This is a genomic window from Parundibacterium terreum, from assembly GCF_014636315.1.
GTDB classification, from domain to species: Bacteria; Pseudomonadota; Gammaproteobacteria; order Burkholderiales; family Burkholderiaceae_D; genus Undibacterium; species Undibacterium terreum.
Window position 1 is genome coordinate 1,265,542 of the sequence record NZ_BMED01000001.1, and the last position, 14,504, is coordinate 1,280,045.

Annotated in this window: 15 protein-coding genes; 8 read left to right on the plus strand and 7 right to left on the minus strand. The window is 53.0% G+C overall.

Going from position 1 to position 14,504, the window contains the following annotated elements:
• The first annotated feature begins 90 nt into the window (after window positions 1-90).
• From IEW12_RS05930 to IEW12_RS05950, 5 genes are all read left to right on the plus strand, one after another.
• Window positions 91-498: a hypothetical protein gene (locus IEW12_RS05930; protein WP_188565013.1), complete on the plus strand. Its 408-nt coding sequence runs from the start codon at window positions 91-93 to the stop codon at window positions 496-498.
• 139 nt (window positions 499-637) lie between these two features.
• On the plus strand, window positions 638-1,441 hold the full coding sequence (locus IEW12_RS05935) for a hypothetical protein (RefSeq protein ID WP_188565014.1): 804 nt from the start codon (window positions 638-640) through the stop codon (window positions 1,439-1,441).
• A gap of 88 nt (window positions 1,442-1,529) precedes the next feature.
• Window positions 1,530-1,757, plus strand: a complete 228-nt coding sequence (locus IEW12_RS05940) for a hypothetical protein (protein WP_188565015.1) — start codon at window positions 1,530-1,532, stop codon at window positions 1,755-1,757.
• Window positions 1,758-1,770: 13 nt separating this feature from the next.
• The gene (locus tag IEW12_RS05945; protein ID WP_188565016.1) at window positions 1,771-2,700 is read left to right on the plus strand and encodes a hypothetical protein; all 930 of its coding nucleotides are present in this window, start codon (window positions 1,771-1,773) and stop codon (window positions 2,698-2,700) included.
• 184 nt (window positions 2,701-2,884) lie between these two features.
• Window positions 2,885-3,139, plus strand: coding sequence for a hypothetical protein (locus IEW12_RS05950; RefSeq protein ID WP_188565017.1), 255 nt, complete (start codon window positions 2,885-2,887; stop codon window positions 3,137-3,139).
• Here the strand turns inward: IEW12_RS05950 and IEW12_RS05955 are convergent.
• Genes IEW12_RS05955 through IEW12_RS05965 form a run of 3 tightly spaced genes read right to left on the minus strand, consistent with a single transcriptional unit; the run spans window position 3,128 to window position 4,989 of the window.
• Window positions 3,128-3,718 (minus strand): NADPH-dependent F420 reductase, encoded by a 591-nt coding sequence (locus tag IEW12_RS05955; RefSeq protein ID WP_188565018.1) that lies wholly within the window; start codon window positions 3,716-3,718, stop codon window positions 3,128-3,130. The two genes, IEW12_RS05950 and IEW12_RS05955, sit on opposite strands and share 12 nt — an antisense overlap.
• A gap of 37 nt (window positions 3,719-3,755) precedes the next feature.
• The gene (locus IEW12_RS05960; RefSeq protein ID WP_188565019.1) at window positions 3,756-4,364 is read right to left on the minus strand and encodes an FMN-dependent NADH-azoreductase; all 609 of its coding nucleotides are present in this window, start codon (window positions 4,362-4,364) and stop codon (window positions 3,756-3,758) included.
• A 49-nt stretch (window positions 4,365-4,413) separates the two neighbouring features.
• Window positions 4,414-4,989 carry a YceI family protein gene (locus IEW12_RS05965; protein WP_188565020.1) on the minus strand — a complete coding sequence of 192 codons (576 nt, stop codon included), beginning with the start codon at window positions 4,987-4,989 and terminating at the stop codon, window positions 4,414-4,416.
• A 152-nt stretch (window positions 4,990-5,141) separates the two neighbouring features.
• Between IEW12_RS05965 and IEW12_RS05970 the strand changes: the two genes are divergently transcribed.
• On the plus strand, window positions 5,142-6,065 hold the full coding sequence (locus tag IEW12_RS05970; protein WP_188565021.1) for a LysR family transcriptional regulator: 924 nt from the start codon (window positions 5,142-5,144) through the stop codon (window positions 6,063-6,065).
• Between the two features lie 7 nt (window positions 6,066-6,072).
• On the opposite strand, the gene fabG is transcribed toward IEW12_RS05970, so the two are convergent.
• From fabG to IEW12_RS05985, 3 genes are read right to left on the minus strand one after another with little or no spacing between them, the layout of a single operon-like run.
• Window positions 6,073-6,855: a 3-oxoacyl-ACP reductase FabG gene (fabG, locus tag IEW12_RS05975; protein ID WP_188565022.1), complete on the minus strand. Its 783-nt coding sequence runs from the start codon at window positions 6,853-6,855 to the stop codon at window positions 6,073-6,075.
• 10 nt (window positions 6,856-6,865) lie between these two features.
• Window positions 6,866-8,203, minus strand: a complete 1,338-nt coding sequence (locus IEW12_RS05980) for a glucoamylase family protein (RefSeq protein WP_188565023.1) — start codon at window positions 8,201-8,203, stop codon at window positions 6,866-6,868.
• Window positions 8,112-9,662: a GH39 family glycosyl hydrolase gene (locus tag IEW12_RS05985; protein WP_188565024.1), complete on the minus strand. Its 1,551-nt coding sequence runs from the start codon at window positions 9,660-9,662 to the stop codon at window positions 8,112-8,114. Before IEW12_RS05985 ends, IEW12_RS05980 begins: the two co-directional genes overlap by 92 nt.
• A gap of 415 nt (window positions 9,663-10,077) precedes the next feature.
• Here IEW12_RS05985 and IEW12_RS05990 point away from each other — a divergent pair, with 415 nt between their 5' ends.
• Window positions 10,078-12,711 carry a hybrid sensor histidine kinase/response regulator gene (locus IEW12_RS05990; RefSeq protein ID WP_188565025.1) on the plus strand — a complete coding sequence of 878 codons (2,634 nt, stop codon included), beginning with the start codon at window positions 10,078-10,080 and terminating at the stop codon, window positions 12,709-12,711.
• A 158-nt stretch (window positions 12,712-12,869) separates the two neighbouring features.
• Here the strand turns inward: IEW12_RS05990 and IEW12_RS05995 are convergent, their stop codons facing one another.
• Entirely contained in the window at window positions 12,870-13,481 is a 612-nt protein-coding gene (locus IEW12_RS05995; protein ID WP_188565026.1) for a PEP-CTERM sorting domain-containing protein, read from the minus strand.
• A 549-nt stretch (window positions 13,482-14,030) separates the two neighbouring features.
• Between IEW12_RS05995 and IEW12_RS06000 the strand changes: the two genes are divergently transcribed.
• Window positions 14,031-14,495, plus strand: coding sequence for a molybdopterin-dependent oxidoreductase (locus IEW12_RS06000; protein WP_229750940.1), 465 nt, complete (start codon window positions 14,031-14,033; stop codon window positions 14,493-14,495).
• Window positions 14,496-14,504: the final 9 nt, after the last annotated feature.

Genomic DNA, 14,504 nt, shown 5'->3' on the forward strand with positions numbered 1-14,504 from the left:
ACTCGTAATGGGCATTTGGTTTTTGCTGGCGCTAAGCTTTTCGTACAAAGTATCAGGATGGTTTTTTAACTATTGGAAAAGAGCGCTTGCTTGTTGCGTGATGTTTCTCGTCATGTTGCCCTTACCCTGGTCGACGAATTTTTTGCACAGGACCAGTTCAAAGCACTTTGCCAGGCGCATTCCCAACTAATTTTTGATCCGCAGACCGCGGCAGGGAGAACGATTTATTTGGAAAAAATTGGACGCCAGAGCATTGAAGGGACTTGGGTGCCGATGACTATCGAGACGTGGAGATTCCGCGATGTAAAAACACGAGAGCCAGTCGCCAGCTTCGAACTAATCTTTGCAAAAGCAGGTTTTTTGGGCCGTTCCCTCGGCCTTACGCAGAGCCCATCCCCGTTTTTATTCGATGCTTTCTGCGCCCCAGTAGGATATGGGGAATTGTTTATTACGTTTGACAAGATCGGAATAACCCGAACATCGCTTCCTAAACAATAGTGAGATTTGATTATGCCAACAGTACACGACACATATATTAATGCGTTACTTGCGGATGCAAGTTATGTGGCCGGTCTTCCCATTGGCGCATCGAGTACCGGTCTGGTTGAGGGGCTGCAATTCGCAGAATAGGACGAGAATGAAACAGATCGTCGGAGTACTAATTTTTACCGGCCTGGCATGGATGGCGGCATTACTACTCGGTGGAATTTTATGGTTACTGAAATTCCGTAAAACAGCCAGGTGGACAGCCGGGATCCTATTCTTTGCTCCATTTGTGCTGAGTATTGTTCTGTACGTACAAAATAAAGCCGAAGATAGAAAATTCACTGAAGACGTAGCCTATGTGAAGGAACTCTGCGCAAAGAATGGCGGAGACCACATCTACAAGACGGTAGACAACGTTGAAGGCATTTTTAGGATGAAGGAACGTCATCCTGACTATGACGACCAACTCCACGACCAATTTGGGATGATTGATCCCTACGGGGCGGCGCAAGAAGATCCAAATAACGCAGGTGAATTTCTAAGTGAGCAGCAAATTTCTTCAACTGCCGGATATGTATATATCGAAGCTCCACTATCGTACAAAGTTAACGGTCCGCCGTATAAGCGTTTCTATTTGAAACCTACTGGTCAAAAAATTGGGGAAAAGCATGCATATGCTCCGAATGCAGCTAACCCTGAACTGGAAATTGTGACTGAAGAGGTTTCAAAACGAGCAAGCCGATATGGGTATTTGATTGAAGACATTTCTACGCGTGAGATGCGCGAACGTTGGATCGGCGGTGGACGCATTAAAGTCATTGACTTGCAGACTAACGAATTACTTGCAGAAAGGGTTGGATACTTCAGAGCTATTGGGCCTGCGGCGCTATTGCATTGGTCCGGGGGCATCTGCGTATCAAAATCGAAGAATTTGTCCATACAACAGCAGGATTAAAGGATTTTTACATGCGGTTTTAAAACCAGTAGCTAGCCGCCCTACACCTTCATATTCTGATTTTTAAATCGCAGCTAGGATAATAATTATGGAAAATAATCAAATCCAAAAATTCGCACCAATGGTCGATATCCAGATGGCCGCTGAAGCGTTCTTAAATCATAGCGGCACCACACACCACGATTTGCGCGCATTCTTTAACAACAAGCTATTGATCATACCGGGCATGCAGGTGGTGTCGAAGATCAATCAGGGCAAGCGGACTGTGCTGGAGTATTTTTTTTCGCCGATGCAGAAGGCGGCGCGGGAACGGTAAAACTTATGAACACATGCTCGCTATTCGAATTCTCTTTTTGCGCGAAAAATTAGAAACTAAGGAAAAATCAAGAATGGTTCAGATAGTTCATATACTTTTTTTGGGGATAATTTCCTGGCTGGCCGCCCCAGTTTTAGGCATTATTTTATGGCTTTTTAAATTTCGCAAAACCGCTGCCGGAGTAGTGATGGCGCTCTTCATGGTTCCATTTATTTTGATGGGTGTGATGTACAACCAGATCTTAGATGAAAACCAAAAATTTAAAGAAGATGTCGCTTACGAGCAAGCCTTGTGTGCAAAATATGGTGGCGACAAAATCTATAAAACGGTAGAGAACGTTGAAGGGATTTTTCGGATAAACGAGCGGCACCCGGATTATGACAGTCAATTGCGTGATCAATTCGGAATGATTGATCCATATGGAAATGCTCAAGGTGATCCCAGCAGTGCCGGAGAGTTTTTAAATGATCAGCGCATCGCATCTAAACGCGGTTATATCTATGCTGAAACGCAAATCAAGTATGACAGTAAAGGTCCTCCCTACAAGCGTTTTTACCTGAAGCCTACTGGCAAGAAAATTGGTGACAAGTATCCAGGGGCTGAAAATCGTTTAAACCCTGAGTTGGAAATTGTGGAAGAACAAGTTGCACAGCTCGCTAGCCACTACGGTTATGTGATTGATGATTTATCGACACGGGAATTACGTGAGCGGTGGATTGGCGGTGGACGTATCAGAATTATTGATTTGAGAACAAACGAAGTTCTGGCTGAGCGCATAGGTTATTTTCGTGCTCCAGGAATGAGTGTTCCATTACATTGGGCCGCATCCGGATTATCAGTAACAGATCATTTTTGCCCGCAGGGCAGCAGCCTGAAGCAGTTTTTGCATTCAGTTTTAAAACCTGTCCAGGCCCAAATAACGCCGGCCTATTCCGACTTCTAATTTTCGGAACACCACTAATCAATCAGGGCAAGCGAACCGTGCTGGAGTACTTGCTGACGCCGGTGCAGAAGGCGACGCAGGAGGCGGCGCGGGAAAGATAAAAATGAAGAATGACGTGATGACCATACACAGTCTGAATCCACAAAATTCGATGGACTGTTTTAATTAAAACAAGGAACAGGTGATGACAGGAATATTTTTATTACTCGTAATGGGCATTTGGTTTTTGCTGGCGCTAAGCTTTTCGTACAAAGTATCAGGATGGTTTTTTAACTATTGGAAAAGAGCGCTTGTTTGTTGCGTGATGTTTCTCGTTATGCTGCCTTTACCCCTGGTCGACGAATTTTTTGCACAGTACCAGTTCAAAGCACTTTGCGACGCGCATTCTCAATTAATTTTTGATCCGCAGTCCTCCCCTGCGCAACAGTCAGTTACCTAGCTTGATAAGATTCTGGAGCACCAGTGGCGCCCCCAAACCAAGCAAGGCGCCGCCCTCATTGATTTTGCCGAGCTGGATAGGCGCAAAGCCCAGGTCGCTGACCAGATTGGCAATCCAGACGGCGGCCGTTTCATCATTGCCTGCGACAAACATGACGCGCCGTCCACTGGCCTCCGCTGGGTTGGCAGCGAGCAGTTTTGCCGGCAACTGGTTGAAGGTCTTGACCACCTTCGCACCGGAAAACGCTGCGGCTACCACATCTGAGGATGCCTGCCCTTTCAGCTCTTCCGGCGCAATACCATAGGTATTCATTGCATCCACGACGATTTTTCCCTCCCAACTGTGCAAAGCCTGCGCAACTGCTGCGTGCGCACGGAAAGGGACGGCAAGAATAATAACGTCCGCCTTGAATGCGTTTTGCAGGCTCATAGGGGTGACGGCTTCACCCAGCTCCTTGGCCAACGCGGTGATGGAGTCCGCTCCGCGCGTATTGGCTATGCCGACGGCAATACCGTTGCGTGCAAATTGGCGAGCGAGCGCGATACCGACATTGCCGGAACCGATAATGGAATAAGTCATGATGAAATCCCTCTAAAGATAAAGGTGTTTGGAATGATCAGGCAGTAATGGACGCGATCTGCTCTAAAGCTTGAGCTACGGCAGCTTCCTTCGCTCCCGGCCCAAAGGCGACTCCTTCTGCGCGCACAACAGTTGCATCGGCAATACCCAGGAACGCCAGCAGCCCGGTAAGGTAGCTTTCCTGATGTTCCAATGCCGCCGCCGGACTGCCGGCCGAATACACGCCGCCACGAGCAGACGCGATAAACACCTTCTTGTTTTTGAGTAAACCTTCAGGGCCAGTGGCCGTATAGTGGAAGGTCTTGCCGGCTACGGAAATGCGGTCTATCCATGCCTTCAATGGAGTGGGGACAGACAGGTTATACATAGGCACACCAATGACAAGGATGTCTGCCGCGAAGAGTTCATCCAGATAGGCGCCGCCCTTGACCAGGTCCGCACTGATGTAGGCATCATCACTGGCTACACCTTGAAACGCGGCCAGGTGCGTGCCTGAAAGGTGCAGGGCCGGATCAGCTGCCAGATCGCGATAAGTGATGTGAATATCAGGATGCAAGGCCTGTTGGCGCGCGACGATTTCAGAAGAAAGCTGGCGGCTCACTGAGGCTGCGCCAAGTATGCTGGAATCAAGGTGAAGAAGTTGCATGGTGGTTCTCCGAAAAAAAAGTACGCAAAAAATGAGGAAATGGAAGCGCTTACTGCTTGATGGCCTCGACCTGGATCTTCAGCGCGATCTGGTTGGGAATGCCATATTCCAGCCCCCAATTCATGCCCCACTGATCACGCAGAATGGTGGTTTCAAAATCACCACCGCAAACCTCACGTTTGAGCACAGGGTTGAGATAGCAGTTGAAGTTAGTGGCTTTCAACAAAACCGGGTTGGTCTTGCCAAGCAAACTCAGTTGGCCGGATACCTCAGTCAGCTTGTCGCCATTGAATCTGAATTTATCGGCAACAAATTTCGCGCTGGGAAATTTCGCAGCATTAAAAAAATTGTCACTTTGCAGATGCTGGTCAAACGCCGCTGTGCCTGTATTGATGGAAGCAGTATCCAGCGTCAGCTCCACCTTTCCGGTTTTGGATTCCATGTCAAGTTGGACGCTGCCGGCTTTCTTATCGAAGCGACCACGATTGGTGGATGTGCCGAAGTGAAGCACTTCAAAACTCACGAAGGTGTGTGTGGGATCAATCACATAAGTTGTGACGTCGGCGTGAGCGGCGCCGGCAAAGGTGGAGGCAGCAAGCGCCGCGGCAATAAAGATGGTACGCATAAAAACTCCTGCAGGGTAAAAGGCTGGTCAATGAAACTTGATCGCATCCCATGGGATACGGGAATGGGAAGAATTTTCCGGCGTTTCATCCCCGCTGAATAGATGATATATTGAGATGCAATCCATCTATATTTGAGATATAAGGAGTTCCCATGCTGGATGGCGTTTCGCTGGATCAACTCAGAACTTTTATTGCAGCAGTCGATGAAGGAAGTTTTTCGGCTGCCGCTCGTAAGCTCAATCGCGTGCAATCGGCTGTCAGCGGCTGGGTCAGCAGTCTTGAGGAGCAGATTGGGGTGATTCTGTTTGACCGAACGGGGAGGTTTCCAAAACTCACGCCCGAGGGCATCCTGCTGCTGGCAGATGCGCGAAACATCGTCTCGGGGGTGGATACCTTAAAGGCCCGCGCCAAGCTGATGGCAGCCGGGCTGGAAACGGAACTCTCGGTGGTGGTCGACGTGTTTTATCCGACCGCAGTGATCAGCAAAGTAGCCAAGGAATTTTCCAACCGCTTCCCACTGACTCCATTAAGGCTTTATGTGGAAGGGCTGGGTGCGGCTTACCAGCCTGTGCTGGATGGGCGCTGCAGTTTGGGCATATTAGTGGCGCTCCCTGTCACGTTCCCTTCACTGGTCAGCGAGCGACTTGGTGAGACAAGTCTGGTGATGGTGGCTGCATCAAACCATCCGCTCGCCAGATTCAAGCATCGCGTTCCTCGCCGTGAACTGGCTAAACATGTGCAGCTCGTTCTCACCGACCGATCAGAGTTATTGGCGGGGCGAGATTACGGCGTGCTGTCGCCCCTCACCTGGCGGCTGGGCGACCTCTCGACCAAATATGCTTTTCTGAAGGACTGTGTTGGATGGGGCAGCATGCCGCTGCACATGGTGGCGAGGGATATCGGGGAGGGCACATTGCGGGTACTGGACATCGACGACATGCCGCGTAGCGGCATGATGCTGACAGTGTCTGCCTACCATCCAGCCTCAGAACCACCGGGACCTGCTGGCCGATGGTTTATCGATCGGCTGAAAAACCTGGAGGCTGAAGCCCTCCCGGAGGAAACACAACGCTGACCCAGCTCTACCCGCCCTGCGCAAAATCCGGATAATCCGTCATGCCGCCATCAATGAAGACTGTGGTGCCTGTGATGTAGGACCCCGTATCCGACACCAGCACCGCCACCATATCGGCGATCTCCCTGGTTTGGCCCATCCTGGCCAGCGGTATCTTGTGTTGCAGGTCGTGCAGGCTGGCGGGGTTGCTCCATACCGCCTTGTTGATATCGGTCTGGATGGCGCCGGGCGCAACGGCCAGTACCCGCACGCCGAAGGGGGCGGCCTCTTGCGCCAGGGTCTTGGTCAGCATGGACAGGGCGGCCTTGCTGGAGGTGTAGGCGCTATAGCCGGTCCAGGCGATGGTTTCATGGACGGAGGTGATATTGACAATGACGCCGGATTTCTTTTTGGTCATGCCTAGCAGCGCCTGCTGCGCGCAGTAGAAAGCACCGAACAGATTGACTTCTATCACCTTCTTCCATTCAGCCGCATCGGCTTCCCAGCTCAATGCCGCCTTGCCGTCGGTACCGGCGCAGTTGACCAGGATATCTGCCTTAACCCAGCGGCTCTCCAGTTGCGCGAACATGGCGCTTACCTGCGCCTGGTCGGATACATCGGCCTGCACGGCGAAGGCGCTGCCGCCGGCGGAAGTAATGGCATCCACTGCCCTCGCCGCCTCGGCCGCATCGGCGCGATAGTTGATGCAGACTTTTGCGCCGCAGGCGGCCAGCGCCTGTGCAATAGCCAGGCCAATGCCGGAGCTGGCGCCTGTGACCAAGGCTACTTTGTTATCAAGCCTGATTTCCATGTTTTACCGCCTAGTCTATATGTTCCATCCATCCACCCTGAAAACCCGCGCGCTGCAAACCCAGCACAATATGCGGGCATTTGCGCATGAGGCTCCAGATCAGGTCGCGCTCATGGTTTTCTATCATGATGACGGTGGGGCCTTCATTGATGCCGAAGTGGTAAGGCGATACCCAGCCGACCTTATGTGTACTGACACACTTGAAGGTAGGCGAGAAGGAAGCCTTGAAACCATACGGGTTCACTTCACGCAAGCGCAGCTTGTAAAAATGTTCTATCGTCGGCAGCACGATCTCCGGCGCAAACGGCAGGCAGGCGGCTACCGCCCACGGGGCCAGCGTGCCGTCATCCGGGCCATAGGGCGCGCCGCGCGCGATGTAATCGTAAAAATTGCGCTCCACACCGTTGATCTTTTGCGATATGAAACCAGGTCCGTCGCTGGCGGTCACACCCCAGCAAAATTCGCCGTACTGCTCAAAGCGTAAGGGGTTCCGGATCGCATATTGCTGCTGCACCTGGGTGGCGCGGCGGCTGTTTTCGAAATAGTCGCAATCATGATCGCGCATGAAGGCGTCGCGTATGCCGCGAAAATCTATCCACAGGTGCGATAGCTGGTGAATGAACAAAGGACCGGCATACAGGTACTCTATGCCGTAGATTTCCTTCCACTCATAACTGTTCATCCAGGCGGCATAGTTTTCCGGCTGGATATGGTGGGTGGGCGAACCCAGCGCCAGCACATACATGATCAGCGCCTCGTCATAGCCTTCCCAATGCCAGGGCAGGAAGGCGCTCTCCGGTTTCCAGCCATGGCACATCACCTGCGCGCCGTTCATCATCCATTTCCAGTCCACGCGGCGGTATAACATGTCTGCCAGCTTGCGTATCTCTGCCTCCCCTTCCGTATCCTGCTGGAAGTAGGCCGCTGCCGTGAGCACGCCGGCGATCAGCAAGGCAGTATCAATGCTGGACAGTTCGCAGTTCCATGCGCGGGCGCCGCTTTCCATGTCGATGAAATGATAGTAGAAGCCCTTGTAGCCGGTGGCGGATGGCGAGGTGCTTTGCTCGCTGGCGGCAAAGAAACGCAAGGTGGTCAGCGTGCGTTTGACTGCATGCTGGCGCGACATGAAGCCGCGCTCCACGCCGATAGGGTAGACGGTGAGCGCCATGCCAACCGCAGCGATGCTGGCCGGCCAGTTGTCTGCCGTCTTGTCGCGGATCAGGCCGTTGGCTTCATTGACCTCATGCAGGAAATAATCAAACGAGTCTTTCTGCAGACTGGAGAGCAAGGGATGCGGCGGCGGAGGTGTCAGCTGGTTCAGAACTTGCGGATTCGGACTGTACGTCATGGTCTTGATGCTCCCATTCTATACGCAAAAAAGTGACGGACTGTGGTGCGGCCTGGAAGCTGAGCAGTGTTTGCTTGCCCTGCGTTTCAAAGCTGGCCTGCGTTTCCAGCAGCTCGGTGGATTGTTGCAGCTCCGTGATTTCGGCAGCGCTCAAATATTCAGGGCTGCCCATTTGCTGCCATAACAAGGCGGGATTGCAATTGTCGGCATTGATGGACTTGATGGTCACTGCTCTGGCCCGCTGGCCAGGCTGGTTGTGCAGGCAGAGCGCGATGTCTTCCGTTGCAATAGCATGCCGCGGCATGGCCTGGTTGATGCACAGCACATGCGTTTCTATGGCGTTATAGCTTTGCTCGCCCACCCATAGCATGACCGTGCCGTGGGTCTGTGCTATTGGATAATGGCGGTCGCCTAGTGCTGCCATCAGTTCAAAGGCTTTATAGATGGGTTTTTTGATGCCGTGCAGGTTCAGCAGGCCAAAGCCGCCATGGAAAGGCTGGCTGGGAAAATAATTTTCTTCAAAAATGTCGGAGAATGTCCAGTAGCTGTAGGCGTCTACAATATCGTCCACGCTCATCGCAATGCGCACTGCTAGCGCGGCGGCAAAAGAGGAATCATGCAGCGGATCGCGCGGGTTGGAGGTGATATTCCACTCGGTATACAGCAGGGGCAAAGCCTGGGCCCTATCCCTGGCGGCCAAAGCGCGTTCACGCATGACGTCCAGCGGCGCATGTTCCAGTTGCGTGAGGGTGTCGGCGCCGATTTCACCGAAGGCATCGGTAGGATAAAAATGCGTGCTGACGAAATCTACCGGCAGCTTGCGTTCGCGGCAAAATTGCATGAACTCATCCAGCCAGGCGTTTTGCGCGGTGGCCGGGCCGCCTACCCGCAAGGCGGCATCCACGCCCTTGATGGCATTGGCGCTGGCCTCGTACAGATCGAAATAGGCTTGCTGGCCGCCGGTCCAAAAGGCTGGCAGATTGGGCTCGTTCCACACTTCAAAATACCAGCGCGATACTTCTTCTACGCCGTAGCGCTGTACCCAGTGCGATACCAGCTTGTGGATCAGCGCGCTCCAGTCTGCCATATTGCGTGGCGGCGTGATATTGGCGCGGTAGTGAAACACGGTCTCGCCGCCGGAAGACAAGGCGGTTGGCATGAAGGACAGCTCTACAATGGGCCGCATGCCTATCGACAGCAGATAATCAAACACCTGGTCGGTATTGAAGAAGGAATACAGGAACTTGTTGTCCTGGCAGATCAGCGTGCCCATGTCGTCCGACAATATGCCGTGGAAGCGCACATACTCAAAACCCAGGTCTTCCCGCGCCTGGCGCAATTGCGCCTGCCAGTCTGCGCGCAAGGCGGTCGGCGCATGGCAACTACCCACGCACTGCCGCCAAGGCTGCCGCAATGGCACCGAAGGAAGATTAAGGTCGCATTCCAGTTGGATAGGCATAGAACAATGTCCGGCAGAATAATTTCTCGACTGTAGCACTGGCATCAGCGACAGAATGTACGCTACCGAACCGTGCCGCGGGCGGCCTGGCGTTATACATCTGACTACGGATAAAGGCCGAGGACTGGCAGATAAAGTTTATCGGCATGCGATGGTTTTTCTGGTGGCCGGCAATAGCCTAGCGTACAATCCTTCGCGATATGTGGCAAAAGAAGCAATCTCTATAAACCGCACCACCTTGAACTTTTCGCGACAATTTTTATGCGACCAGAAGTAGCAATCGCTGCTTCACTGTGGTTGGGAATGTGGCAAATGCAGACAGACATAGTAGCGTCATAAGCGCAATAAGCAGTGCACTAAGAAGCGCACTAAGAAGCGCAACAAGACCAACGAACAGGAGCGCTGCAAATTGAGCATGGCATCTTCCGATCTGGATTTTATGAATGGCGGCGGTGAGCTGGGAGAGCTCACGCGCCACCACCCCTGGCAACACACGCCGCTGGGTTTGCCGCAGACCTGGCCCGAGAGCCTGAAGACCACGCTGCGCCTGCTGTTAACCAGCAACCATCCGATGTTCATCTGGTGGGGCCAGGAACTGACCCAGTTTTACAATGACGCCTACCGCCAGACCATGGGTCCGGAACGCCACCCTAGCGCACTCGGCCAGCCGGGGCGCGATTGCTGGGGCGAGATCTGGGACATTATCGGCCCTCAGATAGAAGATGTAATGAACGGCAAAGGTGCGACCTGGCATGTGGACCAACTGGTTCCCGTCACCCGCCATGGCAAGCGAGAAAATGTCTGGTGGACTTATGGATATAGCCCTATCGCTGACGAGAACGGCATCCAAGGGGTGCTGGTGATCTGCAACGATGTGACCGCCGCCCATCAGTCCAGGGATGAATTGGAACAGCTTAACCGGCAATTGGCGGAACAGATACGCGAACGCGAAGAAGCGCAGACTGCTCTGAAAGTACTGGTCAGCACACTGGAAGAACGCGTCGTCACCCGCAGCCAGGAGGAGCAGCAGTTGCGCAGCATGTTTGAGCAAGCGCCCGCCTTTATCGCCTTCCTGAAGGGCCCTACACACATCTTTGAACTGGTCAACTCTGCCTACTACAAGCTGGTGGGACATCGTAACCTGATAGGCAGGCCGGTGCGGCAGGCGCTGCCGGATATAGAAGGCCAGGGATTTTATGAATTGCTGGATAGCGTTTATACGAGTGGACAAACCTTCGTTGGCAATTCCCTGCAGGTCGTGCTGCAGAAATCTGTCGATGCAGAGCCAGAAACGGCCTACGTCGATCTGGTGTACCAGCCGATCTTTTCTGAGGCAGGCGAGGTTATCGGTATTTTTGTACTGGGCAGCGATGTTTCAGCCAAAAAAACTGCCCAAGACCAGGTGGCGGTCTACCAGCAGCAACTGGAAAAAATGATTGCAGAAGGAGCTACCGCCCTGGAAGAAACCCAATCTGCATTGCGGCAGGCGACCAAGCTTGAAGCAATAGGCAAGCTGACGGGTGGGGTCGCGCATGATTTCAACAATATCCTGCAGGTCATCAGCGGCAACCTGCAACTGCTGACGGACAACGTCAGCGGAAATAAGGAGGCCGAAAAGCGCCTGTCGATTGCCGGCCAGGCAGTTGCCCGGGGCGCAAAGCTGTCTTCGCAGTTGCTGTCCTTCGCGCGGCGCCAGCCGCTGCAACCTGCGGTGCTGAACCTGGGACGCACCGTCAGCAAGATGGATGACATGCTGCGCCGTTCGCTGGGTGAAGAGGTGGAGATAGAAACCATCACTGCCGCCGGACTATGGAATACGCTGGCCGATCCCAACCAGCTGGAAAATGTGCTGCTCAACATCGCCATCAATGCGCGCGATGCGATGAAGGGTAAAGGCAAGCTGACCATAGAAATGGCAAACACCCTGCTGGACAGGCAATACACTGCCCGTTATGAAGACGTGACGCCCGGCGAATACGTGATGATTGCGGTCTCCGATACCGGCGCCGGCATGTCTGCCGAAATACAGGAGCGTGCCTTCGATCCTTTCTTCACGACCAAGGCAGAAGGCGAAGGCACCGGCCTGGGCCTCAGTATGGCCTATGGCTTTGCCAAGCAGAGCGCGGGACACATCAATATTTACAGCGAGGTAGGACATGGCACAACCGTACGCCTGTACCTGCCGCGTGTACTGGCCGAAGAAACGCAATTGCAAACGATATTGCCCGGCCCTGTCAGCGGTGGCACGGAAACCATTCTGGTGGTGGAAGACGACATTTCCGTGCAATCCACGGTGGTGGATATGCTGCGCGGGCTAGGCTACCAGGTATTGAAAGCCAGCGACGCACAAAGCGCGCTGACCATCCTAAAAAGCGGCATGCATATCGACCTGTTGTTTACCGATGTTGTGATGCCCGGCCCTTTGCGCAGCCCGGAGCTGGCCAGGCTCGCCAAATCGCATCTGCCGCGGCTGGAAATTCTGTTCACGTCCGGCTATGCGCAAAGCGCCATCGTGCATGGAGGCCGCCTGGATCACGGTGTGGAACTGCTCAGCAAACCCTATCACCGTGAGGACTTGGCGCGCAAGATCAGGCATATTCTGGCAAACCGCGAGCAGGCCGACCTGCTGGAAGCCGCCTCTAAAGAGCTGCAGCAGAAAAAAACTCAACTGCAGCAAACCCAGCAAGGAAACCATGCAGATAATCCCGGCATGACTTCCATCCTTCTGGTGGAAGATAATGAAGACCTGCGCAATACTGCCTGCGATTTTCTGGCAATGATGGGCTACCAGGTGCAAGGCGCTGCGAGCGCCGAGGCTGCGCTAACGCTGCTGGAGAGCGGCCGTTTCGATGTACTGCTGACGGACATTAAACTGCCCGGCCTTTCCGGCACGCAACTGGCAGAACAGGCCGCAGAAAAAATACCCGGCATACGCATCATCTTCGCATCCGGCTACGGAGAAAAACCGAAGTTGTCCTCCGGCAGGGAATGCACCTTGCTGACCAAGCCCTATGATCTGCAACAACTGCAGCATGCGCTGAAAGCCTAGAACTCATTTCCTGAATAGGAGTGAAATGCGTTTGTCTTGGAAGAGGCGCTGAACGGCCTCAGCCTATTACTCTTTGCCAGCTTTTTATCTTGCCAAGTCCGCTAAGCCATATCAGGTATGGCTTAGCGTTCTCGTATCGCGACTTTTGGAGCTACTGTTCAGGCAGCGCGGGCAGTGCCAAGCGCGCGACGCGAACGCAAGCCGAAGCCAAGCGCGCCCAAGCCCAGTAGCAGCAAAGGCAACGTACCTGGAAGCGGCACAGCATTCGAGGTCAGGAAAATTCCGTCTATCACAGTGCCGATGGGGGCGGAGCTGTTGCTGTAATTGAAGGTGATCGAATGCGCGGTGGTCGTGAATGAAAAGTTCGATAGCGAATCCGAAATCAGGTTAAAGCCAGTTAGCAAGGATCCATCAGTGAAGTCGAGCCCGGACAGCGTGAAGCTGCTACTGCCGGCAAATGTCCCACTCTGAGGTGTCGACGTAAATGTGAACCTGTCGCCATTCACTCCACCGTTCAAGTCATAGTGGAAATTTTGCAGAACAAGGTCATCGCCAGCGCCAACGGTAAAGCTCTGGGTATAGACGTTCGGGTTGAAAGTGATCGTCACGGTGTCGCCCGTCAGGACCGAAGCCGAAGCGCCAAAAGAAGCCAGGGCCATACAGGCCGCTACTATTAGTTTTTTCATGATGATTTCCCTTAATTTAAAAATATTATTTTTGAGTCCTACTATTTTTTTGAGTCCTGCTGCTTGCGTATCAGCAAATGCCATGCCAAGAAATATTTTTTCGCATAATCAATTGATTTATATGATTTAATTTCCTGGGTTCATTTCGACGCGTATCGTTCACGGTTTTAATGTAAAAAATATCGACGCATTTCCCTACGCTGTACGCTCCATAGATTTTGTCAATGCGGCAAGCCCAGCGAAGGCATTGATGAAAGAGTTGATGAATGAGTAAATGAACAATTTCCGGAAACGCTGATGTGATTGATGCGATATCAGGAAGCCATGAAATCTTGCCAAGTTCCGAGCGGTAATGAGAACTTCAATGGGTGTTTTTATTTTTTTACAACGTTGATGCATAACAAATTATTTGCATGCGCGACATGCCTTCGTATCTCGTCGTATATTACGGTTTCCCCTTTCACTTCCCGCACCAGGATGCCCGTAATGTTCTCAATGACAGACCGCCATACCGAATCAACCCGCTCCTCGGCCACGTCAGCGGCTGCACACTCCCTGCACCGTAGAGCTCATGGTTTTATGCTTCTTTGCGCCCTTGCCTACGGCACTTCGGCGCATGCTGCCGGCAACGCCATGGAGCCATCCAAACTGATCACCGACAGCATCACCGTGAGCGGCGCGGTGGACAACAAGCTCACGCTGAAGGTGGCGGATTTAAAAGCTTTTCCACCGCAGCAGATCAGCGAGGTGCAATTGCAGGGACGTTCCGGCGCCAATGTGGGCAAGCTGATCAATGTAAAGGGCGTGCGCCTGCGCGATATCCTGGAAAAAGCGGTGGTATCCACCAAGGACCACAATGATGTGAAAAAAACCGTCATCATTGCCGGTGCCAGCGACGGCTACAAGGTCGTGTATTCGTGGAGCGAAGTGTTCAACTCGGCACTGGGTGACGGCGTGATCGTCTATTTTGAAAAAGACGGCGCGCCGCTGGGCGATGACGAAGGCCGCATCGCAATGATTTCCGCCCAGGACTTGCGCACCGGCCCGCGGCATGTGAAATGGCTGCAATCGATAGAGGTTAAAAAAATCGCCGAATGACGGCAATGC